Source organism: Mesorhizobium sp. M00.F.Ca.ET.216.01.1.1 (assembly GCF_004010325.2).
Taxonomy (GTDB): domain Bacteria; phylum Pseudomonadota; class Alphaproteobacteria; order Rhizobiales; family Rhizobiaceae; genus Mesorhizobium.
In genome coordinates, this window is record NZ_SADR02000011.1 from 82,532 (window position 1) to 109,223 (window position 26,692).

Below are 26,692 nucleotides of genomic sequence, written 5' to 3' on the forward strand. Positions count from 1 at the left end.
CCTCTACCCGAAATAAGCCTTGGCGAGGCTGGTGTAGAGACTGCCGATCTCATTGGCGAGATCGTCGAGGGCCTTCGCCGTCATGTCCGATGGCTCCATGACGGCGATCGCTGTGTTGAGCTGCAGGATCTCTTTCGCTGCCGGCGACATATGCCCTTCGCCGCCGACGGACGGCAACAGCCCGATTTCAGCCTTCAGCCGCTCGAGCTGGAACAGGATCGAGCGTGGGTTGAGCGGATCGAGCGCCAAAAGGTCGATCACCGTGCGCCGCCCCGCCTGCACCGGGTACTGCCGCCGGTGGGTCATGACACTGTCGCCGATCTCCAGCATCATGTCGAGCGCGCCATCCGGCGCCGTCGTCCCAGTCAGCCTTGCCAACGTACGCGCGATCTGGATGCCGCGCTCCAGCCGCCGGCCGATCTCGAGGAAACGCCAGCCGGTGAAGCGGTACATGTTCTCATGCAGCAGCCCGGAGAAGCCGGCAAGCTTACGCAGGATGACCGTCATAGCCCGCGTCGCATCGTCGCCCGGCGCCACCGTCCTCGCGAATTGATGAATGGTCTTCGACAGATCCTTCAGCGCCAGCCAACCATCAGGCGAGAAACGGTCGCGGATCTGCCCGGCGCTGTAGACGGCGCTGTCGAGCGTGGCGATCAGCCCGTACGGGATTGCCGTTTCGACATCGATGCCGAACGGTTCGAGGTAGTCCCTGATATCGGCAAGCAGCGGCATGTCGGGATCGGAGGTCTCGGCCAATCGCACGTGATAGGCGCGCAGGATGCGCACCGTGTCTTCCGATCGCTCGATATAGCGGCCAAGCCATGTCAGGTTTTCCGCCGCACGGCTGGGCAGGCTGCCCGGCATGGCGCGGGTGAAGCTGTCATGCTCCTGTGGCAGCAGCGTCTCGCGCTCCACCGGCCTGTCGCTGACCACCCACACATCCGCCGCCTGGCCGCCGCGCTGCATGGCGATGGCTGTCGGGTCGAGCGACAAGCCGACACGGGCAAAACCGCCGGGCATCACCGTCCAACCCTCTGGCGTTCGCGCCAGATAGACGCGCAGGCTTGCCGGCCGCGGCTCCAGCCAGCCGCCGACATAGACCGGCGTCGTCGAAAGCGTCACCGCTTCCTGTCCGACGTAGTCACCACCGTCTCGTTCGATGCGGGCGACCAGGTCGGCCCGTTCCTCATCGGACAGCGCCGACCCAAGCTTGGTCGCATCGTCATCCTCGAACGCAAGCCGTGTCGATAGCGCCGGCCCGATCACCATGCGGTCGAGATTGGCAAGCACATGCCGGCGCTCCGTCTCCTGCCCGCACCACCAGGTCGCGACGCTCGGCAGCAGCAGCTCCTCGTTGCGCAGTTCGCGCGCAATCTTCGGCAGGAAGGAGAGCAGCGCCCGCGTTTCCATCAGGCCCGAGCCGAGCGCATTGACGGTTGAAATGGCTCCCCGGCGGATCGCCTCGACCAGCCCCGGCGTGCCGATCTGCGAATCCGGCCGCAGTTCCAGCGGATCGGCAAAGGCGGCGTCGAGCCGCCGCCACAGCACGCTGACCGGCATCAGCCCCGAAACCGTGCGCACCATCAGCCTGCCGCCGGAGACGGTCAAATCCTCGCCTTCGAGCAGCATGATGCCAAGATAGCGGGCGATATAGGCATGCTCGTAATAGGTTTCGTTGAGCGGTCCAGGCGTCAGGATGGCGACGCGGCCGCCGGCCTCCCTGGCCATGCCGTTCAGCGCGTCGCGAAAGCGGCGGAAGAAGCCGGCAAGGCGATGCACATGCATCTCGCCATAGATGTCGGAAAGCGCACGCGTGGTGGCGACGCGGTTCTCCAGCGCAAAGCCCGCGCCCGACGGCGCCTGCGTCCGGTCGCCAAGTACCCACCAGCGGCCGTCCGGACCGCGGCCGAGCTCGAAGGCGCAGAAATGCAGGAAATGGCCGCTGGCCGGCCTGGTGCCGACGACGGGCCGCAAATACTCCGGGCTGGCGGCAATCAACCCGGCGGGCAGGATGCCTTTCTCGATCAGCCGGTTCGGCCCATAGATGTCGGCGATCGTTTCCTCGAACAGCTCGGCCCGCTGGACGAGGCCGGCGCTGATGTCAGCCCATTCCTTTTCCTCGATCAGCAGCGGGACATGCGCCAGTGGCCATTCGCGCTCATTGGCGCCGGCCTTGTCGTAGACGCGGTAATAGACGCCGGCGTCGCGCAGATACTGGTCGGCACGAGCGAAGCGCTGGGCAAGCTTTTCCGGCCCCAGTTCCTCCAGCGCCTCGATGAAGTTCCGCCAGGCCGGACGCGGATTGCCTGACGTATCGACCATCTCGTCGACGACGCCGTCGATCGGCTGGTAGTGCTCCAGCAAACTATGGATCTGCGGCTTGCCGCGCAGCTTCTTGTGATTCCCCTTCGCCATCGCTGATCAGAGTCTTGCTGGCCGCCGCAGGTCAAGGGTCATCGGGAAATCTTCAGAAGCTTCTTCGTTGCGCAGCACATAGCCGGACGGCGTATGGCCGCGCGGCTCGAAGCGGGCGAGCCGCCGCGCCTCGGCTTCGTTGCCATTGATCGGAAAGGTGTCGTAGCTGCGCCCGCCGGGATGCGCGACATGGTAGATGCAGCCGCCAACCGCCCGGCCCGACCAGCGGTCATAGATGTCGAAGACCAGCGGCGTGTTGACCGGCAGCGCCGGATGCAGGCCTGAGGCCGGCTGCCAGGCCTTGAAGCGAACGCCCGCCACCGCGATCTCTCTGATATCGGTCACCTTCATCGGCACGATGCGGCCATTGCAGACGACGGCATGACGCTCCGGGTTGAGCCCTTCGGTCTTGACCTGCAGCCGCTCGATCGAGGAATCAACGAAGCGTACAGTTCCGCCGATTGCACCTTGCTCGCCCATCACATGCCATGGCTCCAGCGCTTGCCGCAGCTCCAGCTTGACGCCGGCATGCTGGACCTCGCCACAGAACGGGAAGCGGAATTCGAGCTGCGCGTCGAACCATTCGGGACGGAATTCAAAGCCGTTCAGTTTGAGATCGTCCAACACATCGAGGAAATCCGCCCAGACATGGTGCGGCAGCATGAAGCGGTCATGCAGCGACGTGCCCCAGCGCACGAAGCGGCCGTCGAGCGGGTTCTTCCAGGCGCGTGCAATAATGGCGCGCACCAGCAGTTGCTGCGCTAGGCTCATGCGCGCATTGGGCGGCATCTCGAAGCCGCGAAACTCGACCAGTCCCAGCCGGCCGGTCGGGCCATCGGGTGAAAACAGTTTGTCGATGCAGATTTCCGAGCGGTGCGTATTCCCCGTCACGTCGGTCAGAAGGTTGCGAAACAACCGGTCGACCAGCCACGGCAGCGGCGCTTGGCCCTTGTCGGGATGCGGCACCTGCGCCATCGCGATCTCGAGCTCGTAGAGCGAGTCATGTCGCGCCTCATCGAAACGCGGCGCTTGGCTGGTGGGGCCGATGAACAGGCCTGAGAACAGATAGGACAGTGACGGGTGCCGCTGCCATTGCAGCACCAGGCTCTTCAGCAGGTCGGGGCGGCGCAGGAACGGGCTGTCATTGGGCGTCGCACCGCCGACGACGACATGGTTGCCGCCGCCGGTGCCGGTGTGGCGGCCGTCGATCATGAACTTGTCGGCGCCAAGCCGCGTCTGCCGCGCCTCCTCGTAGATCGCGGTAGTCGTCGCCACGCACTCCTGCCAATTCGCCGCAGGATGGATGTTGACCTCAATGACGCCGGGATCGGGCGCCACCCGGATGACGTTGAGGCGCGGATCGTGTGGCGGGCCGTAGCCCTCGATATGCACCGGCAGTCCGATGGCCCGTGCCGCGTTCTCGGCCGCCGCGACCAGTTCGAGATAGTCTTCCAGCGCCTCGACCGGCGGCATGAACACGCAAAGCCGTCCGTCGCGCGGCTCGACCGAAAGCGCGGTGCGCACCGCGCCACCGATCTCGGTGATCTCCTGCTCGATACGATCCTGCTGGCCGGTCGTGGCGGTGAACGACACTGCCTGCTGACGTCGTGCCATTTCGTCGGCACCTTCCAATTCGGCCGGAGCGGCCTCAGGCAAAATAGCCTCGCGCGCCGGCAATGGTCCACGCGGCAGCGAAGGATCGACCGGCACGATGTAGGGGAATTGCGCCGGCGGCACATAGGGCAGCGTGCCGAGCGGCAAGCGGTAGCCAACCGGCGAATCGCCGGGCACCAGAAACAGCCGGCCGCGCCGCGTCTTCCATTTCTCCGAGCGCCAGCGCGGCCCCGACGCCTGGCTGTTCCAGCGCTGGACGGGGAGCACATAGCCCGACGGCTTGGTCAGGCCGCGTTCGAACACCCGCGCCATGCGGCTGCGTTCCTCGGGGTCATCGAGCCTCGAGTTGGACGGGTCGACATTCTCCGGTAGCTTGCCTTCCTTGAGCAGCCACTCGGCCGGATCCTCATAGGCTTCGCTGACCATGGTCTTTTCGATGCCAAGTTCCTCGGCAATCGCCGTCAGCAGGCTTTCGGCCTGCTTCGGTCCGACATCCGCTTCGCTGTTTTCCCGCGCGATCAGCGACGGGTCACTCCACACTGGCTCACCGTCGGCGCGCCAGTAGAGGGAGAAGGTCCAGCGCGGCAGGCTTTCGCCCGGATACCACTTGCCTTGCCCGTAATGCAGGAAGCCGCCCGGCGCGAAACGTTCGCGCAGCCGACGGATCAGGGCATCGGCCTTTTCGCGTTTTGTCGGGCCGACGGCAGCAGTGTTCCACTCATCCGACTCGAAATCATCGATCGACACGAAGGTCGGCTCGCCGCCCATGGTCAGCCGCACATCCCCAGCCTCGAGCGCGGCATCGACCCGGTTGCCCAGCGCATCGAGCGCCTGCCAGCTTTCGTCGGAGAATGGCTTTGTAATGCGCGGATGCTCGGCGATGCGGTCGACCCGCATGTCGAAGCCGAACTCGACATTGGCAAAGCTCGCCATGCCGGAAATCGGCGCGGCGTTGCGGAAATGCGGCGTTGCGGCGAGCGGCACATGGCTCTCGCCGGTGAGCAGGCCGGACGTCGGGTCGAAGCCGATCCAGCCGGCGCCCGGAAGATAAACCTCGCACCAGGCATGCAGATCAGTGAAATCGACGGCGGTTCCGGGCGGTCCGTCAAGCGCGACAAGGTCGGGCTTCAACTGGATCAGGTAGCCGGAGACGAAGCGTGCGGCAATGCCGAGGTTCCTGAGGATCTGCACCAGCAGCCAGCTCGAATCCCGGCAGGATCCCTTGGCAGCAGCCAGCGTTTCCTCGGGCGAGAAGACGCCGGTTTCCATGCGCACGATGTAAGCGATCTCGCGCTGCAGGCGCGCGTTGAGATCGACGAGGAAATTGACCGTGTTGGTCGGGCTTCGGTCGATTGTCTTCAGGAATGCCGACAGCAGCGGCCCTAATGGTTCCGGCGTCCGGTAGATGGCGAGATCATCTCTGATCTCTTCCGGATAGTCGAACGGAAACGTCTCGACCGACGGCTCGACGAAGAAATCGAACGGATTGTAGACCGTCATGTCGGCGACGAGGTCGACCTCGATCTTCAACTCAGTCACCGGCTCCGGAAAGACGAAGCGGGCGAGGAAGTTGCCGTAGGGGTCCTGCTGCAGATTGACGAAATGGTTCGCCGGCTCGACCTTCAGCGAATGGCTCAAGACCTTGGTGCGGGAATGCGGCGCCGGCTGCAGCCTGATGACCTGGGGGCCGAGAATGACCGGCCGGTCATATTTGTAATGGGTCAAGTGGTAGACGGCTGCCAGAATTGCCATGGGGCCCCGAAAAGTCGGCGTTTCAAAACGAATTGGCCGAACCCTGACACAAATGGCGGCCATTCTCCAAGCAGAGATGTTGCGTTGCACCCAATTTAAGCAACGGGAGCCGGCTTAGAAAAACGCCTGTATTCCCGTCTGCGCCCGCCCTAGGATCAGCGCATGTACGTCATGCGTGCCCTCATAGGTGTTGACGGTTTCGAGGTTCTGCGCGTGGCGCATGACATGGTAGCCGATCTGGATGCCGTTGCCGCCATGCATGTCGCGGGCTTGGCGGGCAATGTCGAGCGCCTTGCCGCAATTGTTACGCTTGACGATCGAGATCATCTCCGGCGCCATCTTGCCTTCATCCATCAACCGCCCGACCCGTAGGCTTGCCTGCAAGCCGAGCGCGATTTCGGTCTGCATGTCGGCGAGCTTCTTCTGGAACAGCTGCGTGCCGGCGAGCGGCTTGCCGAATTGCTTGCGGTCGAGGCCGTACTGGCGGGCCCGGTGCCAGCAATCCTCCGCGGCGCCCATCGCACCCCAGGAGATGCCGTAGCGCGCCCGGTTGAGGCAGCCGAAAGGCCCTTTCAGGCCGGAGACGTTGGGTAGCAGCGCGTCTTCGCCGACCTCGACGCCTGCCATCACCACTTCGCCGGTGATCGACGCGCGCAACGAAAGCTTGCCGCCGATCTTCGGCGCCGACAGCCCCTTCATGCCCTTTTCCAGGATAAAGCCGCGAATTTGGTCGTCATGCGCGCCCCCACTCCTGTCAGACAACTTCGCCCAGACGACGAACACGTCGGCGATCGGCGCATTGGAAATCCACATCTTCGAACCGGAAATCCTGTAGCCGTCCGCCGTCTTCTCGGCCCGCGTCTTCATGCCGCCCGGATCGGAGCCGGCATCCGGCTCGGTCAAGCCGAAACAGCCGATCCATTCGCCTGACGCCAGCTTCGGCAGGTACTTCTTGCGCTGCGCCTCCGAGCCGTAGGCATGGATCGGATACATCACCAGCGACGATTGCACGCTCATCATCGAGCGATAGCCCGAGTCGATGCGCTCGACTTCCCGCGCCACTAGCCCGTAGGTGACATAGTTTGCGCCAAGCCCGCCATACTCTTCCGGGATGGTGAGGCCGAGCAGCCCGGCTTCGCCCATCTCGCGAAAGATCCCGGCATCGGTCTTCTCCTCGAGATAGGCTTCCTCGATCCGCGGCGCGAGCTTGTCGGCCGCGAAAGCCGCGGCGCCATCGCGCACCATGCGTTCGTCCTCGGAAAGCTGGTCCTCGATCAGGAAAGGGTCGTTCCAGACGAATGCGTTCTTGTCGGCGGCCATGGTCTCGGTCCTCAAACTCCTGCATGTCGCCCAAAGGGTGTTCAGCGGTTTTGGGATAACGACATGCATAAAACAAAAAACTTGAAGTGCCCGGCTTATCGGCCTCCAGCCCAAAAAAATCAAACGAAATTGCTTCAGCGATCAATGAGCGTTAGTAATGGATCATGAACGTCCAACGCCGTCTTTTGCCGAACATCAGCGCGCTTGCCGCCTTTGAGGCAGTGGCCCGTCTGGGCAGCTTCACCGCCGCCGCGCAGGAGCTCGATCTGACCCAGGGCGCTGTCAGCCGGCAGATAAGGCTTCTGGAAGACCAGTTCGATCGCCGGCTGTTCGAGCGTGACAGCCGCAATGTCAGGCTGTCGGCGGCAGGCGAAATCTACGCCGAGGCGGTGCGCTCAGCCCTCGGTCAATTGCGTGAGGCCGCCCTCGGATTGATGAGCAATCGGCATAGTGGCATTTTGAACCTCGCCATTCTGCCGACCTTCGGCACGCGCTGGCTGATGCCGCTCATTCCGGATTTTGTCGAAAACAACCCGGACATCACCATCAACTTCGTCACCCGCATCGGCCGCTTCGACTTTGCCCGCGAAAGGCTTGACGCCGCCATCCATTACGGCCTGCCCGACTGGCCGGACGCCGACTCCACGCTGCTGGTCCGAGAAACGGTGGCGCCGGTGGTCTCGCCTGGATTTCTGGCCGAGCGTGATATTGCCACGCCGGCCGATATCGGCCGCCTGCCGCTGCTGCATATGGCGACGCGCCCCGGTGCATGGAAAGAATGGTTCGAGCACCAGGGGCCGAGCGCGCCGACTGGACCGGGCATGCAGTTCGAGCAATTCGGCACCGCCGCCCAGGCCTGCATGGCCGGGCTTGGCGTCGCGCTGCTGCCGCAGATCCTGATTGCGGGCGAACTGCAGCGCGGCCAGTTGGTGCCGGCACCGGGCCGGCCGATGCAAAGCCGCAGCGCCTACTATCTCGTGATTCCGCATGACAAGCGCAGCCATCCGCCGGTCGCCTCTTTTCGCGATTGGCTGCTCGACCGCGTGTCGAAGGCCGAATAGTTACTTCCTCTTCAGGGCATCCGCCAACGCAGCGCCGAAGGCACCCTGTTGCGCCGGCCGCTCCGGTTGACGCTGCGGTGCCGGCGAGCGTGGCACCGCTTTGCCGCTATTATCGCGCGGGCCGCCCCTCGATGCGCCGCCATCGCCATCCTTGCGCATCGACAGGCCGATGCGCTTGCGCTTGATGTCGACATCAACGACACGCACTTTGACCACGTCGCCGGCCTTGACCACCTCATGCGCGTCCTTGACGAAACGGTCGGCAAGTTGCGAGACGTGAACCAATCCGTCCTGATGCACGCCGATATCGACGAAAGCGCCAAACGCCGCGACATTGGTGACGGTGCCTTCCAGCAGCATGCCGGGCTTCAGATCCTTGATGTCGTCGACGCCATCGGCGAACGTTGCTGTCTTGAAGCCGGGACGCGGATCGCGGCCGGGCTTTTCCAGCTCCGCCAGTATGTCGCGCACCGTCGGCAGGCCAAACCGCTCGTCGACGAAGACACGCGGGTCAAGCGCCTTGAGGGCGGCGCTGTCGCCCATCAGCGAGCGAACGTCGCGGCCGCAGGCGGCGACAATCTTCTTCGCCACGCCATAGGCTTCCGGATGCACGGCCGAGGCATCGAGCGGTTCGGAGCCGTTCGCAATGCGCAGGAAGCCGGCGCATTGCTCGAAGGCGCGCGGCCCGAGCCGTGCCACCTTCAGCAACTCGCGGCGGTTGGCGAAGGGGCCGGTCGCGTCGCGATGCGCGATGATGGCTTCGGCCAGCGATGCGCCAAGACCTGAAACCCGTGCCAGCAGCGGGGCCGAGGCGGTGTTGAGATCGACACCGACGGCATTGACCGCATCTTCGACCACCGCTTCCAGCGAGCGGCCGAGCCGGTACTGGTCGACATCGTGCTGGTACTGGCCGACGCCGATCGACTTGGGTTCGATCTTGACTAACTCGGCCAACGGATCCTGCAGGCGCCGCGCGATCGATACCGCACCGCGCAGTGACACATCCAGGCCGGGAAATTCCGCTGCCGCGGTTGCCGAGGCGGAATAGACCGAGGCGCCCGCCTCGCTGACGATCACCTTGAGCGGCTTCGGCCCAGAATTGGCAGACAAATCGGAGGGCATGTCAGCCAGCATGTCGGCCACCAGCCTTTCCGTCTCGCGGCTGGCGGTACCGTTGCCAATCGAAATCAGCTCGACCTTGTGCAGGCGGACGAGCTTCGCCAGTTCAGCTTGCGTGCCGCGCACATCATTCTTCGGCGGAAACGGATAAACCGTCGTCGTCGCCAGCAGCTTGCCGGTGCCATCTACCACAGCCACCTTGACGCCGGTGCGAATGCCGGGGTCGAGCCCCATCGTCGCGCGCGAGCCGGCGGGCGCGGCGAGGAGCAAATCCTTGAGGTTGCGGGCGAAGACATGGATCGCCTCCTCTTCAGCCCGCTCACGCAGATCCCGCATCAGGTCGAGCGTCAGGTGCAACGACAGCTTTATCCGCCAGGTCCAGCCGGCAACCTCCATCAGCCAGCGGTCGCCCGGCAGCTGGCGGCCAATGGCATAGGCATCGGCAATCATCCGCTCGACCGGCTTCACCGGCGACGCATCCTCGACATCGACCTCTATGTCGAGCGACAGCACCTCTTCGTTGCGGCCGCGCAGCATGGCCAACGCGCGATGGCTCGGCACGTTGGCCCAGCGCTCGACATGGTCGAAATAGTCGGAGAATTTCGCGCCCGCTTCCTGCTTGCCTTCGACGACACGTGAGCGCAGGAAGGCGCGTTCCTTCATGTAGGTCCGCAATTTGCCGACCAGATCGGCATTCTCGGCGAACTGCTCGGACAGGATGTCGCGTGCGCCTTCGAGCGCCGCCCTGGCATCGGCCACCTCGTCGCTGATATAGGCGAGCGCCAGTTCGGCGGGCACCGCCGCACGGTCGGCGAGGATCGCTTCAGCCAGCGGTCCCAGCCCACGCTCGCGTGCGATCTCGGCCTTGGTCCGCCGCTTCGGCTTGTAGGGCAGATAGATGTCTTCGAGTTCCGCCTTGGTGGCGGCCGCGGCGATCTTGGCTTCAAGCTCCTCGGTCAATTTGCCCTGTTCGCGGATCGAACCGAGGATGGTGTCGCGGCGGGCGTCGAGTTCGCGCAGATAGGCGAGCCGTTCGTCAAGCAAACGCAGCTGCGTGTCGTCCAGGCCGCCGGTGACCTCCTTGCGGTAGCGCGCCACGAACGGCACCGTCGCGCCTTCGTCAAGCAATCCGATCGCCGCCGCGGCCTGTTCAGGCCGTGCGCCGATCTCGGCCGCGATGAGTGCTGCGATGCGCTTGATGTCCGATGCCATGTCGTTCCTGCTAATATGCCCTGTCGAAAAGAGCAGCGACCATAGGCGTTGAGCATCGCCGCGCCAACCGCGGCGTTTTCAACCGCTTGAGAGGTCCACAGGAAAGCTCGCCTGATCGGGGTCAGACCATTCGGCTCAGCGCCTCGAAGAAAGCGACTGTCTCGATATCCAGCGGATCATTGACTGGCTCCGGCTGCGACGACATTTTTGCTATCACCATTTCGGCCTTCGGATCGACATAGAGCCACTGGCCGTGGATGCCGATGGCGCAGAAGGCGCCGCTTTCAGCGCCCGTCTGGTACCATTTGTTGCGGTAGCGACCTTGCGGAAAGAGGAACGCCATCGTACCGCGTTGCCAGGCTTCAGTGTCGCCGCCTGTGCTGACAGTGTCGCGCACCCAGGCTTCCGGCACGATGCGGCGGCCATTGGCCGTGCCGCCTTGCCGCATCATCTCGCCGACGCGCGCCAGATCGCGCGGCGTCACCGAAATGCCGCCAGCGGTGCGCGCCGTGCCTTCCATATCGACCGTCACCGAGGCTTCGCTGGCGGCACCAAGCGGCAGCCACAGTTTCTCGCGCATCAACTCGGCGAAGCGCTGGCCGGATGCGCGCTCGAGCAGGATGCCGAGCAGGTCGGAATTGGGCGAACGATAGCGGAAGGTCCGGCCGTGCGGCTCGGCCAGACGCTGCAGCGTCAGGAGGAAGGCAGCGAGGCTTTCCGTGCCGCCGCCCGGATTCCACAGCATGGCACGGCGGTAGCGGGCAAAGGCGCTCTCCGGATCGAGATAGGCTTCTTCGAAATCGAGGCTGACGGTCATGTCGAGCACGTGCCGTACGCTGGCGTCGCCATAGGCCGAACCGGCGGCCTCTGGCAGATAGAGGGTTACCGGCGCTTCCGGATCGAAAATCCCCTCGCCTTCCAATATGCCGGCAACAATGGCGGTCAGCGACTTGCCGATCGAAAAGACGATATGGCGGGCGTCGAAATCCATATGCGGTGCGAACCAGTCGCCGACAACATTGCCAGCTTTCATGATCGTCAGCGCGTCGGTATCCGAGCGAACGAGAAAATCCGCGACGGTCTCCTGGCCGCCGGCCAGAGTGACGCTGTCGCCAAGCAGCCCGCTCAAATCCTGCAGCGGCGCCTCACCGTTGTCCGAAGCCGCAGCGATACGCGCGCTCGGCACCAGCTCGCCGGCGTTCTGGAACGACCACCGGCTGAACGGGCTTTCCCGCCAGTTGGCGAGCAGCACCTCGTTGCGGGCAAAGCCATATCTGGTCTCAAACACGGTCTTGCCAGTCATGGCATTTTCCTTCCGGACTTTTCTTCTTTTGAGAGTTTCAAGCGAGCGCGGCAGCGATGGCGTGCACGGCCCTCAAAGTCGCCACCGAATAGGCGATATTGGTGAAATCCGGATAGCTCGAAAGCTTCACCACGACCATTCTCGTGTTCCAGTCGATATGGATCAGCTGCCCGAACACGCCCCGGCACATCAGCGCGCGCGAACGCGGATCCTCGATCCAGAACTGGTTGCGGTAGCTGCCTTCCGACAGGCTGGGATTGAAATCCGGTCCATGCCTGCCGTTGCGCGTCGCCTCGATCCAGTCGGCCGGCACCACGCCGCCGCCATTGTCGAGGATCAGCTGGCCGAAGCGGCCATAGTCGCGCAGCGTGGCGTTGAAGCCGCCGTCGGCCACCGCATATCCGGCGCTGTCGACGGTGAAGCAGGCGCTTTCGTCGGCGCCGAGCTTTTGCCAGACTTCTTCGGAAACCAGTTGCGCCAGCCGTCTGCCGCTCACCCGTTCCATGATGAAGGCGAGCACGTCGGTCTCGATCGAGCGGTATTCGAACGCGGTGCCATGCGGCCGGCCTTGCTCCTTGAGCCCCAGGATCAGCTCGAACATATGCGACGGCCACCGGAAAGCCGGATCGCTGCCCGGCGGCACCGGCTTCCAGCCGGTGGCGACATCGACCTGGCCGATGTCGGAATAGGGGTTGGTGTATTCCTCGGAAAAGCGCACACCGCTCGTCATGTCGAGCACATGCTGCACGCTGGCACCCGCCCATCCGGTCGCAGCCAGTTCCGGCAGGTAGGTCGTCACCGGCAAGGCCGGATCGATCAGGCCGCGCCCAACCAGTATGCCAAACACCGAGCCGGTGATCGACTTCGCCATCGACTGCGACAGGTGCAGCGTGCGGCCGGTCATGCCGTTGAAAAAGCGCTCATAGGCGATCTTGCCGTCCTTGAGCACGAGGAACCCGTCCGTGTAGGTCTCGTCGAGCAGTCCGGCCAGTGTCGTCGGTGCGCCTGTGCTGTCGCTCACCGGCAGCGCGTCGAGATTGACCTCGGCACGCTCGAAACGATGCCGATGGCCGTTGCCGCGCCAGACTTCGATGGTCGGCAGAAATTCGCGGATGTGCTGGAACGCCCAGCGGTTCCAGGGCGGCCGATCCCAATCGAGCTTCGGCGGCACCATGCTTGGCGGCGAACCCTGCATGATCGGTGGCGCCGGTTCGCTGTTGCGGTAGGATTCCATGAGATGCGTCCCGACAAAACAATATGAAAACGGCCCCGGCGACACTGGACGCCGGGTCCGTTGTGAGGCGATTACTTCTGCAATTCGGTCCAGATCTTCGTATAGAGTTCCTGGACGTCCGGCGGGCACATCAGCTGCAGTTCGGCATGCGGCTTGTCCGCCTCCGGAATGACCACTTCCGGCGCATCCTTCATGTCGGCCGGCATGTATTTGTCGGAACCGGTGATGGCATTGGCGTAGCGGTGGAAAGCCGAGAGGCCGGCGGCGTTTTCCGGATCCATGATGAAATTTTGGAACAGCTTGGCATTCTCGACATTCTTGGCCTCCTTGAGAACGACCACATTGTCGCTCCACAGGCCAAAGCCTTCCTTGGGATAGTTGTAGTGGATGGCAGGGTTCGCGAGCCGCTGACGCAGCGCCGACCCGTTCCAGTCGCTGGTCGCCTTGAAGTCGCCCGCGTCCATCTTCTCGATGGTGTTGTATTCCATGGCGATCCAATTGGGCTTGGCCGCGACAAGCGTGTCGCGCACCTTCTTCAGAACCTCCTTGTCGGTGGTGCATTGCTGCCCGCCGACATACTTGATCGCCGCGAAGATGACGTCGTTCATTTCGGGAACGACATTGACCTTGCCCTTGAGCTCGTCCGGCGTGTTGAAGATGATGCCCCAGCTGTCGGCCGGCCCTTTGTAGGCCTCCGTGTTGACGACGACGCCGACAGTGCCCAGAGCCCACGGCACCGAATATTTGCGGCCGGGATCGAAATCGGGATTGGCCCATTCAGGCGCCACATTCTTGAAATTCTCCATCTTGCCCGGATCGGTTTCCTGAACGAGCCCTTCCTCGATCCAGATCGGAACATAGGTCTGTGAAGGCACCGCAATATCGAAACCGGTGCCGCCCTGGCGCACCTTGGCCAGCGCCGTATCATTCGAATCGTAGTCAGTGATGGTCACCTTGACGTTGTATTTTTCCTCGAACTTCTTGATGACGTCGGGGCTGGTGTAGTTGCCCCAATTGTAGATGTTCAATACGCCGTCGGCGAAAGCGCCGCTTGTCGAGGCGAGCAGCGCCAACCCCATGGCGGTCGCTGTTGTCTTCCAGTTCATGGTTTTAGCTCCCATTTTGGATTTCAGTCCCGTTTCCTGCTGATGAAGAAAAACAACGTCACGATGGCGACCGACAGCAGCAGAAACACGGTCGATATCGCGTTGATCTCAGGTGTTATTCCTCGCCTGATCTGGCCAAGCATGTAGGTCGGCAAGGTGTCCTGGCCGCCCGACTTGACGAACTCGGTGATGACAACATCGTCGAGCGAGATAACGAAGGCCAGCATCAGCCCGGCCAGAATGCCGGGCCAGAGCAGCGGCAATGTGATGCGCCTGAACGTCCGCCACGGCGTGGCGTAGAGATCGGCGGCAGCGCGCTCCAGCGTCAGGTCCATGTTTTCCAGCCGCGCCCGGATCGGCAGGTAGGCGAAGGGGATGCAGAACGCTGTATGCGCGGCGATCAGATAGCCGAGACCGGAATAACCGGTGAATATCTTTATGCGCGAGAAGAAGATCAGCAGCGCCACGCCGGTGACGATCTCCGGCACCATCAGCGGCTGGTTGATCGCCGCATATTTGAACGTCAAGCCCGGATAGGCCGCCGTGCGTGTGGTTGCGAGCGCCGCCATGGTGGCGGCGATGGTCGCCAGGATTGCCGCTGTGGCGCCGATCTGGAAGGAACGCAGCGTCGCATCGATGACCTGCGTATTCTGCCATGCCGACTGGAACCATTTCAGCGAGAAGCCACCCCATTCGGACGTCGATGCCGCGGCATTGAAGGCATAGACGACCAGCACGACGATCGGCAGATAGAGCACGACGAAGCAAGTCGCGGCGATCGCGGTGAATCCTGGCTGATGCTTGATGGAGAAGCTGCTAGCCATGGCGCACCTCGGACCGTCCGGCATTGCGCACATAGGCAAGCAGCGCCACCATGACGATGATCATGACGGCGATCGACAGCGCCGAGCCAAGGGGCCAGTTGCGCCCCTGCCCGAACTGCAATTCGATCAGGTTGGAAAGCATCATGTTCTTGCCGCCGCCCAATACGCTCGGCGTCACATAGGCGCCGATCGCCGGTATGAAGACGAGGATCGATCCTGCGATCACGCCCGGTTTGACCAGCGGAAAGATGATGCGCCGCAGTACCTGGAAGCGAGTGGCATAAAGGTCGTAACCCGCCTCGACCAATCGGAAGTCGAGCTTTTCCATGCTGGCATAGACCGGCAGCACCATCAGCGGCAGATAAACATAAGCCATGCCGACAAGGATGGCGGTGTCGGAGTAGAGGATCTGGATCGGCGCCGAGATGATGCCGAGCTTGAGCAGGGCCATGTTGATGATGCCCTCGTTGCGGATGATCTGCAGCACCGCGAAGGTGCGGATGAGAAGGTTGGTCCAGAACGGGATGGTAATCAGGAACAGCCAGAGATCACGCGTCTTTTCGCTGCGCGTCGCCATGAAATAGGCGGTCGGGAAACCAAGCGCCAAAGTGGCGATCGTGGTCACGATCGCAAGCTTGATGGAGCGCCAGAAGATGGTGACATGGGCGGCTGCGAGCGAAAGCGTATCGTCGAAAATGTCGCGCTCCATGAACACCGATACCCAGGCCTCCGACGAGAACTGCCATTTCACGTCGCCATAGGGTCCGGGCGTCAGCAACGAATAGACCAGCACGATCAGTAGCGGGCCGGTCGCCGCGACAAAGATGATGACGAGCGCCGGTGCCGACAGCAGCCAGCGCGTGCGGATGTCACGCCGTTCCGCTTCCCTGGCGACTTCCTCTGCCCTGGCCATCAGTCCCTCAGCACCTGCGCAGCGTCGTTGCCGACCGAGATGCCGACCTTGTCGCCCTTCTCGAAACCACAGCTGGCGCTGCGCGTGTTCTGCTGGCGCACGGTGAAGGCTTCGCCGCTGTCCAGATGAACATGGATATGCGTGTCGGTGCCGAAATAGACGATGTTTTCGACCGTCCCCGACAGGTCGCCCTTGCCATTGGTCAGCTTGGCGTGCTCCGGCCGGACCACCACGGTGGCGTTACCCTTCGGCTGGAAGCCTTCGGCCACGGTCGCCTCGATCGCCGCGCCGGATTTGAGCGTCGCGCGCACCTTGCCGTTGCCCATGACGGTGATGGCGGCGGTGAGGAAATTGGTTTCGCCGATGAAGTCGGCGACGAAGCGTTCCGCTGGCTTGTCGTAGATGTCCCAGGGCGTGCCGACCTGCAGTATCTTGCCCGACGACATCACCGCGATGCGATCCGACATCGTCAGCGCCTCTTCCTGGTCATGGGTGACGAAGATGAAGGTGATGCCGGTCTCATGCTGCAGCCGCTTCAATTCGATCTGCATCTCCTTGCGCAGCTTGTAGTCGAGCGCCGACAGCGGCTCGTCGAGCAACAGCACTTTCGGCTGTGGCGCCAAAGCGCGCGCCAGCGCCACCCGCTGCTGCTGGCCGCCGGAAATCTGGCTGGTACGGCGACCGCTGAGCGCCTCCATCTTGACCAGCTTCAGCATCTCGCCAACGCGCGCCTTGATCTCGGCCTTCGGCTTGCCCAGCATTTCCAGGCCGAAGCCGATGTTCTCGGCCACCGTCATGTGCGGAAACAGTGCATAGGACTGGAAGACGGTGTTGACCGGCCGCTTGAACGGTGGCAGTGGCGCGATGTCCTGGCCATACAGCAGAATTTCGCCGGCGCTCGGGAAATCGAAGCCGGCAATCAGCCTCAGAAGCGTTGTCTTTCCGCAGCCGCTGGGCCCGAGCAGCGTGAAGAACTCATTCTCGCGGATCGACACCGAGACCGTGTCGAGAGCGGCAACCTGGCTTTCACCAGTGCCGTACACCTTGCGCACACCACGAACTTCGATCGCATTCCTACCCGGTTGTTCCGGCACGATTACCCCATTGAGAGAAGCCTGCTCTTGGCGGCAGGTTCGTTCCTGTTCGATTGTCACCACATGCCGGTCGGCTTGGCAACTGCGGAGCTGAATCCCAATTCAGAAAGCAAGCCTCCTGCCATCAAGCCTGATACGTGATCTTGCCGCCATAGATGGTCGTCACCGGACGCACGGTATGCAGCGCCTCCGGCGCGGTCCTCTCGATATCGGCGGAGAGCACCACGAGGTCGGCCATATAGCCTGATATCAGGCGGCCCTTGCTATGTTCCATGAACTCGGCATAGGCGCCCTCCACCGTGTAGGCGGCGAGTGACTCCTGCAGCGAGAAGCTCTGGTCCGGATCGCCGTCTGCCCATGGTTTGCGCAGTACTGCCGCCTGAATGCCCAGGATCGGATCGATCGGCGACACCGGCCAATCGGAGGCGAAGACAATGCGCGCGCCGCCATTCTTGAGCGTCCGCCACGCATAGCTCAGCGGCCAGCGAGCAGGCCCGATGCGCGACACGGTCGGCTCGAGGGGAAAGCCCATGGCCCCTGGCGGATGCGGCGGCTGCATCGAGGCGATGACGCCCAGCTCCGCAAAACGCGGCACGTCGGCGGCGGTGACCACCTCTATATGCTCGACCCGATGCCGGCTGTCGCGCCTGCCATTCGCCTTTTGCGCCGCCTCGTAGCCGTCGAGCACCGCACGCACGGCGCCGTCACCGATCGAGTGCACCGCCATTTGCAGGCCACGCCTGTCGACGGCCACGGCAAGATCGATGAACTGCTGCGGCGTGAAAAGCGGCTCGCCGACCCAATCGGGACGATCAGCGTAGGGCTCGACCATCACCGCCGTCCATGAATCGAGCACGCCGTCATAGAACACCTTGACCATGCCCGACGACAGCCATTCGCCATTGTAACACTCGGCCATCATCGACGCCTTGTCGAGCATGTCGAGCGTCATGAAATTCTTGTAGTGGAACGGCACCTGCACACGGCAAGGCAGTCCTTCCTCCGTCTCGATCTCGGCAAGCAGCTCGAGCTGATAGAAATTGCCATCCATGTTCTGGATCGAGGTGATGCCGTGGCGCGCGCACCAGGCGAGGCCGCGCCGCATGATGTCGCGATCGGCGGCGCGCTCCGCAGCGGTCGGCATCGGGTCCGGCTCACCGCCGGTCGCCAGCCCCAGCCGCACCCGGCTTTCGCCAGCAAGGTCGAGCACCGGGCCGAAGGCTTCGCCTTCGCGCAATTCGCCGGCCGCCAGCCCGTCGTCGCCCATGACGATCTCGTTGCCTGGGCCGAGCGTGCGCCCGTGCAGGATATCGGCCATCTGCAGCGCTGCGGTGTTGGCCAACATGGTGTGATGGTCGGGCGCTGCCATGCAGAAGGGTCGATCCGGCAGGATGGCATCGAGATGATGCCGCGTCACCCGTTCGGCTCCGAGCACCGTGTAGTCGACGCCCTGGCCAACGAGCATCTTTGCGTCAGGCCGGCTTTGCGCATAGGCGCGGATCGCCTTTTGCAGCGCCTCGAAACCGCCGACGCCTGCCAGTTGCAGATGAGCGAGTTCGGCTGCGCCCGAAAACAGATGCATATGCGCTTCGATGAAGCCCGGCACGACCGAGCCGCCCTGCGCATCAACGATTTTCGTCCCGTATCCCTTGAAGGCCTCAATTGTCTTGCGATCGCCGATTGCAACAATAACGCCGTCCTTGATCGCCACCGCCTCGGCTGTCGGATTGCCTTCGTCCATGGTCAGCACACGGCTGTTGGTGACAATCACATCGGCGGCTGAACTCATGATTACCTGCGGTTCTTTGCGATTGCGGCAAGCTAGACGACTGGCTGCCGTGTCAGCAAGCCGTTGCCGGTTGGCCCAGCGGCTTGCGAAAGGCGATGCGGCGCGGTTAGGGTCGTCCGCTTGTCTCGGAAGGATTTTCATGAAGACTGTTTTTTCGCCGCTTCACGCCGGCCATGCCGGGCAGATGGAATTGGTCGCCGCCGCCATCGTGCCGGGCTTCGAAAAACCCTCGCGGGCCGAGTTCATCAAGGCGCGGGTCGAAAGCGAGAAGCTCGGCCCGATCATTGCGCCGGTCGAGCATGATCTCGCAGTCGCCAAGCGCGTCCACAAGGCCGACTATATCGACTTCCTGCCGACCGTATGGCCGCTATGGACGGCCGCCGGCTTCAAGGGCTCGGCCATGCCCTTCACCTGGTCGACGCGCGGCTTGCGCGGCGACGTGCGCCCGCAGCGCATCGACGCCCAGCTCGGCTACTATTCCTTCGACGGCGGCGCCACCTTCGTCGAAGGCACCTGGCAGGCGATCAAGTCGTCCTATGACGTGGCGCTGACCGCAGCAGCCTTGGTCAAGGCCGGAGAGCCGGCAGCCTTCGCGCTCTGCCGTCCTCCCGGCCATCACGCCGGCGCCGCCTTCATGGGCGGCTATTGCTACATCAACAACGCCGCCGTTGCCGCGCAATGGTTTGGCGACCAAGGCGCCAGGCGTGTCTCGATCCTCGATGTCGATTATCATCACGGCAACGGCACCCAGGAGATCTTCTATGACCGTGGCGATATCCAGGTCATCAACCTGCATGGCGACCCGCTGACCGAATACCCGTTCTTCCTCGGCCATGCCGACGAGCGCGGCAGGGGCGAGGGCGAAGGCTTCAACCTCAACTATCCCCTGCCGTTCGGCACCGGCTGGGACGCCTGGAACGCGTCGCTGGAAGATGCCTGCGCCAAACTCGCCGGCTACGCTCCGGATGTCGTTGTCGTCTCGCTCGGCGTCGACACGTTCGAGAAGGACCCGATCAGCCAGTTCAAGCTGAAAAGCCCCGACTATCCCAAGATCGGCCGCCGCATCGCCAAGCTCGGCCTGCCAACGCTGTTCGTCATGGAAGGCGGCTATGCCGTCGAAGAGATCGGCATCAACGCTGTCGGCGTACTGACCGGCTTCGAGGATCGATAAGAAGCGAACGGCTCGAAAATCCGCCTCTGAGTCGCAGCCGAGTCCATAAGATTCGATTTTGTCAAATCGCGTTTGATGTCGGATTCAACTGCGGGTAGATTAGACCCGAATCAGCCGGTCCTCGGGGGGCGCGGCGACCACCCAAAGTCTCAAGTTCCGGCGTTTGTCCGGCACCAGACGCGGACGGCTTCGCGTTCCCTGAAGGGATTCGGCCTGGTCGGGCGCCGTTCCGCGCCTTGAGTGTGTCTTCGTGAAAGTGATGCGTATTCGGGTTCGGCCGCTGGCAATGCCGGCACCGGGCACATGGATCGATTCCGGCCAAAGTATCAAATGAGCAGTCCCGCCGCGCAACTCCAATCTGACACGTTAGGCTCGCGCCTGGCGTCCCGCGGCGACCTCACCAGCTTTTTCATGCAGCTTGCCGCAGAGATCGGCGCCGACAGCTACATGCTCGTCGCTATCGTCCACGATCAGGACCGCAATGACGCGCGCATCGTCTCTTCCAACTGGATCTTCGACGCCATCGAGCTCATCGGCAAACGGCTGATCGCCAACCTTGCCCAGGGGCCGCTGACGGCCGCGCCCGGCATCCGACCGACGGCGCTGGTAGCCGCCCAGGCACCGGACGCCGGCGGGCTGCTGACCGGCGAAGAGGCCCACCTTCTTGACGTGCTCGGTCATGCGGAAATCTATTCACTGCGGCTGAATATCGGCCGCCGGCGCCTGTTCGCGCTGTTCTCGGCCGCCGAGGCCGGCAAGATTGACCAGCCGGCGCTGATGAAGGCCCAGTTGAAGTGCTGTTATGCACTCTCCAACATCCCGCAATTGATCGCCGCCGCCGCCATGCAGGATCCGCTGTCGGACCGCGAACGCGAATGCCTGTTATGGGTGTCGGAAGGCAAGACCACCGACGAGGTCGCGCTCATCCTTGGCGTGTCGTCGAACACCGTCAACAGCTACATCACCCACGCCATTCAGAAATTCGCGGCCAGCAACCGCGCGATGGCCATCGCGACGGCTATCAGGAGCGGCATCATTTGAAACACGCACATGTCAAGGAGGCAGCCGAAGCCCTTTTCAACGAGCAGCGCAATCCGTTCGGCGCCTTCTCGCTCGGTTCTGAAACGCATCACGCTGTCACCATTCCGGATGCAGTACGCCGCTGCCGCTGGATCGCCGTCGACATCAATGCTTCGGCCTTCGGCCTGTTCTTCGTCAGTCCCTCGCCGGAACTCGCACGCCTCGTCCCCTGCTTCGATTCCGACTACCCGGGCACGGCCGCCGCAACAAGGGTCATCTCCGGCGCCAATGGCGAGGAGATGGTACGCCACACTCGCACCTCGACGGCGCCGCGCTGGTGGGCCGACGACGGCACGCCTGGCTCGGAACAGATCTTCCAGAACCTTGCCTGGTCGGAGCGGATGGCGCCGCTGGCGCCCGGCACCAACGGCATTGGCTTTCCGGTCCATGCCGATCGCGGCCACTGCGGCGTTGTCGTCTTCCTGGGTATGGAAATCGCCCTGCCGGAAGACGCGCTCTACGAGATCCACGCCCGCTGTTTCTCGCTGTTTGCCGCGGTTGCCCGCATCCGTCCGAGCGACGCCGGCAGGACGCGGTCGATCTCCAAGCGCGAGCTCGAATGCCTGAAGCTGACCGCCAACGGCAACACCAGCGAGGAGATCGCCAGGCTGCTGAAGCTCTCGGTGCACACCGCCAACCAGTATCTGACCCAGTCGACCCAGAAGCTCAACGCGGTCAACCGCAACCAGGCGGTGGCCAAGGCGCTGCGGCTTGGGCTGATTGAGTAATGCATGTCGCCCAAAGTGCGCAGCGGTTGGGATAACGACATGCACGAAAACAAAGATTTTCAGCGATAGGCGAGCGGCTCGGGCTTGCGGATGCGCGCCTGCTCGATCACCGCCTGTAGCAAGGTCGTGTTGCGCTCCGGATCCTCGCCCGGTTTCTCGAACGACACGTAGTTGACCACGACCGACGCGTTGTTCTCGCTCAGCGTCAGCTGGAAATAGACCGTGACACCGGGCGGCCTGAGCTCCAGGTCAAGCACGATGCGCGGACTACCGCTCCAGTCGACATGCGCCTCGCCGCCATGGCCGAGCCTGAGCGTGCCCGGCATGAAGTACAGCTCCGCGGCCGAATCCACCAGGTCCGACAGGCAAGCGAAATGCTCCAGACGGATGAAGGCGATGTAGTCCGCAACTTCGATCAGCCGCAGTTCGCCCACCACTTGCTCGATGGCGCTGGCGACGATGATCTCGCGGGAATTTGCGTGCGGTTGGCGGTTCATGAGGTCTGTCTGCGCCCAGCCTTTTTCGAGTAGACGATCCGCACCAGCTCGGCGACGGCCTGATAGAATTGCGATGGGATCACACTATCAACCGAAACTTGCTTGTACATGGAGCGGGCAAGCGCCACGTCCTCGAAGATCGGGATGTTGTGCTCCCTGGCGATCTCGCGGATCTTGAGCGCCACCAGGTCCTGTCCCTTGGCCAGCACCAGGGGTGCGGCGTCCTCGTCGCGGACATATTTCAGGGCAATGGAAAAGTGCGTCGGGTTGGCAATGATCAGCGTCGCGCGCGGCACCGCCGTCATCATCCGCCGCCGCGCGCGGTCGCGCGCCAACGACCGCAGCCGTGACTTGATGATCGGGTCGCCCTCGGACTGTTTCAGCTCGTCCTTGACCTCCTGCTTGCTCATGCGCAGGTCCTGCTTCCAATGGAAGCGTGACCAGACAAGATCGACCGCCGCGATCAAAGCCATGACGAAGACGATCGCCACCAGGATGTCGACGGCGATGCTCCTGATGACGAGGCCGAAGGCGACGGGATTGGTGATCATGCCTGTCAGCAGCCTGCGGTGGTCTTCCGACAGAGTGAAGACGAGCACGACGATAGCAAAGCCGAGCTTGCCCAGCGACTTCAGGAACTCGACGAAACCCTGCACGCCGAACAGCCGGCTCCAGCCCTTGGCTATCGAGATGCGTGAGAATTGCGGCCTGATCCGCTCGCCGACGAATTGCGGCATGTTCTGGAACACCGAGGCGCCGACACCGGCCACGACCAGCAGCACCAACAGACTGACGACGGCGCGGCCGATTTCCATCATGACGGTCCTGTAGAGCGCGATGACGTCGGTCTCGGTGTCCATCGGCCAGGCTTCCGGCTTCTCCAGGAACATCGATAGGAACATGCCGAGATCTATGATGGCATCCTTGGCGTAGAAGACGGTGAACACCAGTATGGCGACGAAGGACGCGAGGATCGCGGTTTCCCGTGAATGGGGCAGCTTGCCCTGTTCGACGGTGTCGCGAATCTTCTTTTCTGTCGCTTCTTCGGTTTTCGAGTCTTTGTCGACCGCCTCAGCCATTGTGCGTTTAGCTGCTCAGCGCCCGTCAGGCCGCGGCGTTCTGGGTCGCGGGCAGCTCGAAAGCCCCCTGGCGCGAAAGGCGGATCGTCGCCACCGAGATCGTCTTGCGTGCCGCCATGATGTCTGCAAGGGCGATCCCCTCCGAGCCCTGTCCGAGTTCGGATTCGATCATACGCCGCGACCTTGCGCCGATCGCCGACAGCACCGATTCAGTGAGTGCGGGCGGCGCGCCGCGCAGCGCCAGCGTGACCAGTTCGGTCGACAGGCCGTCGAACAGCAGCACCCGCGCCTTTTGGGTGAGCAGCGGCAAGTCGTCGAAGGCGAACAGCCGGGACCTGACACCGTCGAGATCGGGCGTGCCGACCGCCTCCAGATCGTGCATGACTTCTTCGAGCTGCGGCTTGTCCATCTCGTTGAGCACGCTGGCGACACGTGCCTGCCCGGCCGACGTGTCCTTGGTCGAGGTTTGCGAGAGCACGCTGCTGCGCAGCTGGTTTTCGACGATCTTGGTGGCCGCTTCCGGAATGGTCGCCATCGTCACCATGCGCTTGATGATCTCGCTGCGCATCGGCTTTGCCATCGCCAGCAGTACATTGGCCGCGGCCTGCGGCGAAAGCTTCGACAGCACCATGGCCGCGGTCTGCGCGTGCTCGCCGGTGAGGAACGCACCCAGACGTGCCGGCTCGAGCTTTTCGAGATCCGGCCAGATCGGCGGCGGTCCCTCTGGTGCGACCTCGAACTTCTTGTCGCCCATGATGGCGCTCATTTCTTCCGGCGACAGCGATTCATTGAGGATGATGTCCATCCTGTCGGCGGAATCGAGCAGCCCCGCACCTTCGGTGAATTCGGCTTCGAATTCGGCAACGATGCGTTCGAGGTCGCTCTGCGGAATGGTGCGTAGCAGGCGGGCGCCTTCGATCAACGCCTTCAGCTCCTCCTGCTTGAAGAATTTCAGCAGCCGGCTGGCCGAAGGCTTGCCCATCGCCACCAGGATGGCGGCAGCCTTCTGCGGGCGCGTGAGCGTGGTCAGCGCCGTCATGCCATCGACCCCCACCGCAAGTACCCACACGTGCTACGCATGCTTACACGCCCTTCGTTGCCGCGATGATTTCGGTCAGCCTGATGCCGAAACGCGATGGATCGCTTTCCAGCACGGTGATCTCGCCACGTGCAATCCTGCGGCCGTTGACCACCACGTCGACAGGTTCGCCAATGCGGCGGTTCAGTGCCACCGTCGAGCCCTTCTGTAGCGCCATCAACTCGGACACCGGCATCTCGGTGCTGCCGAGGATGATCTGCACGTCGACCGGTATGGTCATGATGATGTTCGAGTTCCCGTCGGAAGCGCCCCGCAAGGTCGCGTCCGGTCGCCTCTCCTCTTCCTGGAGAACGCCGCGCAACTCTTCGATGGCGCGGTCGAGTTGCTCGTCCGGCTGATCGAGATCGGCTTCCACCTTGGTCTTGGCCATGCGTCTTCTCCAAAATGCTCGAGCTTGCCCGGCTTCAGCCCGGCATGAGCCCGTCGATAAAGTCCTGTCCGGCATCGTAGGGATGCCTGATCCGGACGGTGTAATTCTGTCCCAGCTTGCCGAACTCGCATACGAACAGCGTCTTGTTGCGCGCGCTCAGCCGCGCCTGTGACTGCGCATTCTCCTCGAATTCGATGATCTGGCCTGCCTCGAAGCCGGCGAGGTCGCCAAGCGTCAGCCGGGCCAGGGGCATGGTCGCTTCGAGCGCCACCGTCGAGCGCATCACTTCTTTCGAAAAACGCGCCCGCCAGTCGGAGCCTGTCGTGTGATCGTCCTCATTGGCTGCACCGCCTCGGGTCGCTAGCAGAATGCGCTGCGGGATCATCACGGTGACCGTGCCGGTATCGGTCGGCGTCGAGATGCCGAAGACGATGCGGATCGCGGCGCCGTCGCGCAGCACGCGCCGTTTCGCCTCGATACCCGAAATCGCCCGTGGCACCGGCAGCCGCAGCTCGAGTGACCGCCGTCCGGATCCGTTGAGCGCCTCGGCGACCTCCTGAAATACCATCGTCGCCACATCCGTCTCGATCTGCGACAGCTCGCGCTCGATCGGCGATACCGGCAGATCCGGATCGCCGCCAAACAGCGCACAGACCATAATCGCGATCGCCGGCGAATCGATCACAAGGGTCATCGCGTCGGAAGATGTCGGCGACGCAATGACGGTCATCGCAAACGTGTCGCCGGCGCGTACGCGCGCTTCGGGGACGCGGCTGACCTCGACCGCCTGCAAGTCAACAGTCACCGGGGCGCCGAGCCCGGTCAGGCTCTTCTGCAGCAGCGGCACGGTGCGCTCGCCCATGGACCGGCCGGTTCCGATGACGTGAGCAGCCTCGCCGCTGTCACCGACCAGGCGCTCGATGATCAGGGAACGGGTCTGCGATGGGCTGCCTGGGCTGGTCATGACGGCGCGCGGCCTTTTTTGTCGTCGCGCATGGCTCAGGCTGCCTTCTTCTCGGCGGTACCCGTGTTCATGGTGCTCTGCTCGACGGCGTCGATCGTCGGCCGCTCATAGGAGGAGATGGTCTTGCGGCCGAACTCGATCGCAACCTGCGGCAGCGCGCCGTTCATATAGGCCAGCAGCGTCTGCTTGACGATGATGTAGAGGCGGTTCTTCTTCTCGCGCACCGTCTTGATCTTGGTGGCGACCGGCCCGACCACCGCATATGACAGGAAGATACCGAGGAAGGTTCCGACAAGGGCAGCGCCGATCAGGCCACCGAGGATTTCCGGCGACTGGTCGAGCGCGCCCATCGCTTTCACCACGCCGAGCACGGCGGCGACAATGCCAAGCGCCGGCAGGCCGTCGCCCACCGCCACCAGCGCGTGATAGGCCTTCATCTTATCCGACTTGATGGTCTGGATTTCCTCGTCCATCAGCGCCTCGATCTCGTGCGAGCGTGCATTGCCGATGATGATGATGCGGCAGTAGTCGCAGATGAAATGCGTCAGGTCGTGGTTTTTCAGCACGGTCGGGAACGCCTGGAAAATCGCCGATTCCTCTGGATTGTCAATATGCGCCTCGACCTCGCTGCGTGACTTGGAGCGCAGTTCGCGCATCAGGCTGTGCAGCACGCCGAGCGTTTCGAGATAATCCCGCTCCTTCGGCACCGCCTGCTTGAAGGCTTCGAGAATGCCCTTGCCGGTATCCTTGACCGTCTTCATCGGGTTGGCGACGAGGAATGTGCCGAGCGCTGCACCGCAGATGACTACCGCTTCCCATGGCTGCATCAGCACGTGAAGATGGCCGCCCATGGCCATGAAGCCGCCGAGAACGCAACCGAGCGTCACCACCAGTCCGATCAGAATGCCCACGCAAGATCCTTCCGCATGCCATGTCGGGACCAACGGA

Annotated in this window: 21 protein-coding genes; 4 read left to right on the forward strand and 17 right to left on the reverse strand. The window is 63.2% G+C overall.

Annotated features, from left to right (window positions below; all coding sequences use genetic code 11):
* Nucleotides 1–3: 3 nt before the first annotated feature.
* The 3 genes from EN859_RS16050 to EN859_RS16060 all read right to left on the reverse strand — a co-directional run bounded on the left by EN859_RS16050 (nucleotide 4) and on the right by EN859_RS16060 (nucleotide 7,101).
* Nucleotides 4–2,415, reverse strand: a complete 2,412-nt coding sequence (locus EN859_RS16050; RefSeq protein ID WP_127853867.1) for a circularly permuted type 2 ATP-grasp protein — start codon at nucleotides 2,413–2,415, stop codon at nucleotides 4–6.
* A 6-nt stretch (nucleotides 2,416–2,421) separates the two neighbouring features.
* Nucleotides 2,422–5,781 carry a transglutaminase family protein gene (locus EN859_RS16055; RefSeq protein ID WP_127853868.1) on the reverse strand — a complete coding sequence of 1,120 codons (3,360 nt, stop codon included), beginning with the start codon at nucleotides 5,779–5,781 and terminating at the stop codon, nucleotides 2,422–2,424.
* A gap of 114 nt (nucleotides 5,782–5,895) precedes the next feature.
* Nucleotides 5,896–7,101 carry an acyl-CoA dehydrogenase gene (locus EN859_RS16060; protein ID WP_127853869.1) on the reverse strand — a complete coding sequence of 402 codons (1,206 nt, stop codon included), beginning with the start codon at nucleotides 7,099–7,101 and terminating at the stop codon, nucleotides 5,896–5,898.
* Nucleotides 7,102–7,265: 164 nt separating this feature from the next.
* Between EN859_RS16060 and EN859_RS16065 the strand changes: the two genes are divergently transcribed.
* On the forward strand, nucleotides 7,266–8,162 hold the full coding sequence (locus EN859_RS16065) for a LysR family transcriptional regulator (protein WP_127853870.1): 897 nt from the start codon (nucleotides 7,266–7,268) through the stop codon (nucleotides 8,160–8,162).
* On the opposite strand, the gene EN859_RS16070 is transcribed toward EN859_RS16065, so the two are convergent.
* The 8 genes from EN859_RS16070 to EN859_RS16105 form a co-directional block, all read right to left on the reverse strand.
* The gene (locus tag EN859_RS16070; protein WP_127853871.1) at nucleotides 8,163–10,493 is read right to left on the reverse strand and encodes a Tex family protein; all 2,331 of its coding nucleotides are present in this window, start codon (nucleotides 10,491–10,493) and stop codon (nucleotides 8,163–8,165) included. It lies immediately after the preceding gene.
* 121 nt (nucleotides 10,494–10,614) lie between these two features.
* Nucleotides 10,615–11,796 (reverse strand): serine hydrolase, encoded by a 1,182-nt coding sequence (locus tag EN859_RS16075; protein WP_127853872.1) that lies wholly within the window; start codon nucleotides 11,794–11,796, stop codon nucleotides 10,615–10,617.
* Between the two features lie 37 nt (nucleotides 11,797–11,833).
* Entirely contained in the window at nucleotides 11,834–13,030 is a 1,197-nt protein-coding gene (locus tag EN859_RS16080; RefSeq protein ID WP_127853873.1) for a serine hydrolase, read from the reverse strand.
* A 71-nt stretch (nucleotides 13,031–13,101) separates the two neighbouring features.
* Nucleotides 13,102–14,136 carry an extracellular solute-binding protein gene (locus EN859_RS16085; RefSeq protein WP_127853874.1) on the reverse strand — a complete coding sequence of 345 codons (1,035 nt, stop codon included), beginning with the start codon at nucleotides 14,134–14,136 and terminating at the stop codon, nucleotides 13,102–13,104.
* A gap of 23 nt (nucleotides 14,137–14,159) precedes the next feature.
* Entirely contained in the window at nucleotides 14,160–14,960 is an 801-nt protein-coding gene (locus EN859_RS16090) for an ABC transporter permease (protein ID WP_127853875.1), read from the reverse strand.
* Nucleotides 14,953–15,873 carry an ABC transporter permease gene (locus EN859_RS16095; RefSeq protein WP_127853876.1) on the reverse strand — a complete coding sequence of 307 codons (921 nt, stop codon included), beginning with the start codon at nucleotides 15,871–15,873 and terminating at the stop codon, nucleotides 14,953–14,955. Before EN859_RS16095 ends, EN859_RS16090 begins: the two co-directional genes overlap by 8 nt.
* The gene (locus EN859_RS16100; protein ID WP_127853877.1) at nucleotides 15,873–16,967 is read right to left on the reverse strand and encodes an ABC transporter ATP-binding protein; all 1,095 of its coding nucleotides are present in this window, start codon (nucleotides 16,965–16,967) and stop codon (nucleotides 15,873–15,875) included. Before EN859_RS16100 ends, EN859_RS16095 begins: the two co-directional genes overlap by 1 nt.
* A 124-nt stretch (nucleotides 16,968–17,091) precedes the next feature.
* On the reverse strand, nucleotides 17,092–18,756 hold the full coding sequence (locus EN859_RS16105; RefSeq protein ID WP_127853878.1) for an amidohydrolase: 1,665 nt from the start codon (nucleotides 18,754–18,756) through the stop codon (nucleotides 17,092–17,094).
* A gap of 139 nt (nucleotides 18,757–18,895) precedes the next feature.
* Between EN859_RS16105 and EN859_RS16110 the strand changes: the two genes are divergently transcribed.
* The 3 genes from EN859_RS16110 (at nucleotide 18,896) to EN859_RS16120 (ending at nucleotide 21,735) form a co-directional block, all read left to right on the forward strand.
* On the forward strand, nucleotides 18,896–19,927 hold the full coding sequence (locus EN859_RS16110) for a histone deacetylase family protein (protein ID WP_127853879.1): 1,032 nt from the start codon (nucleotides 18,896–18,898) through the stop codon (nucleotides 19,925–19,927).
* Between the two features lie 330 nt (nucleotides 19,928–20,257).
* Complete coding sequence (locus EN859_RS16115) at nucleotides 20,258–20,968, forward strand: helix-turn-helix transcriptional regulator (RefSeq protein WP_127853880.1); 711 nt, start codon at nucleotides 20,258–20,260, stop codon at nucleotides 20,966–20,968.
* On the forward strand, nucleotides 20,965–21,735 hold the full coding sequence (locus tag EN859_RS16120; protein ID WP_127853881.1) for a helix-turn-helix transcriptional regulator: 771 nt from the start codon (nucleotides 20,965–20,967) through the stop codon (nucleotides 21,733–21,735). The genes EN859_RS16115 and EN859_RS16120 overlap by 4 nt, the downstream gene beginning before the upstream one ends.
* Before the next feature lie 59 nt (nucleotides 21,736–21,794).
* Here the strand turns inward: EN859_RS16120 and EN859_RS16125 are convergent, their stop codons facing one another.
* From EN859_RS16125 to motA, 6 genes are read right to left on the reverse strand one after another with little or no spacing between them, the layout of a single operon-like run.
* The gene (locus tag EN859_RS16125; protein WP_127853882.1) at nucleotides 21,795–22,232 is read right to left on the reverse strand and encodes a hypothetical protein; all 438 of its coding nucleotides are present in this window, start codon (nucleotides 22,230–22,232) and stop codon (nucleotides 21,795–21,797) included.
* On the reverse strand, nucleotides 22,229–23,311 hold the full coding sequence (flhB, locus tag EN859_RS16130; RefSeq protein WP_127853883.1) for a flagellar biosynthesis protein FlhB: 1,083 nt from the start codon (nucleotides 23,309–23,311) through the stop codon (nucleotides 22,229–22,231). Before flhB ends, EN859_RS16125 begins: the two co-directional genes overlap by 4 nt.
* Before the next feature lie 25 nt (nucleotides 23,312–23,336).
* Entirely contained in the window at nucleotides 23,337–24,350 is a 1,014-nt protein-coding gene (locus EN859_RS16135; protein ID WP_127853884.1) for a flagellar motor switch protein FliG, read from the reverse strand.
* A 43-nt stretch (nucleotides 24,351–24,393) separates the two neighbouring features.
* Nucleotides 24,394–24,780, reverse strand: a complete 387-nt coding sequence (gene fliN / locus EN859_RS16140) for a flagellar motor switch protein FliN (RefSeq protein ID WP_127853885.1) — start codon at nucleotides 24,778–24,780, stop codon at nucleotides 24,394–24,396.
* Between the two features lie 34 nt (nucleotides 24,781–24,814).
* A complete protein-coding gene (locus tag EN859_RS16145; RefSeq protein ID WP_127853886.1) occupies nucleotides 24,815–25,744 on the reverse strand; it encodes a FliM/FliN family flagellar motor switch protein in 930 nt (309 codons plus the stop codon).
* Between the two features lie 35 nt (nucleotides 25,745–25,779).
* Entirely contained in the window at nucleotides 25,780–26,655 is an 876-nt protein-coding gene (gene motA, locus EN859_RS16150) for a flagellar motor stator protein MotA (protein ID WP_127853887.1), read from the reverse strand.
* Nucleotides 26,656–26,692 lie beyond the last annotated feature (37 nt).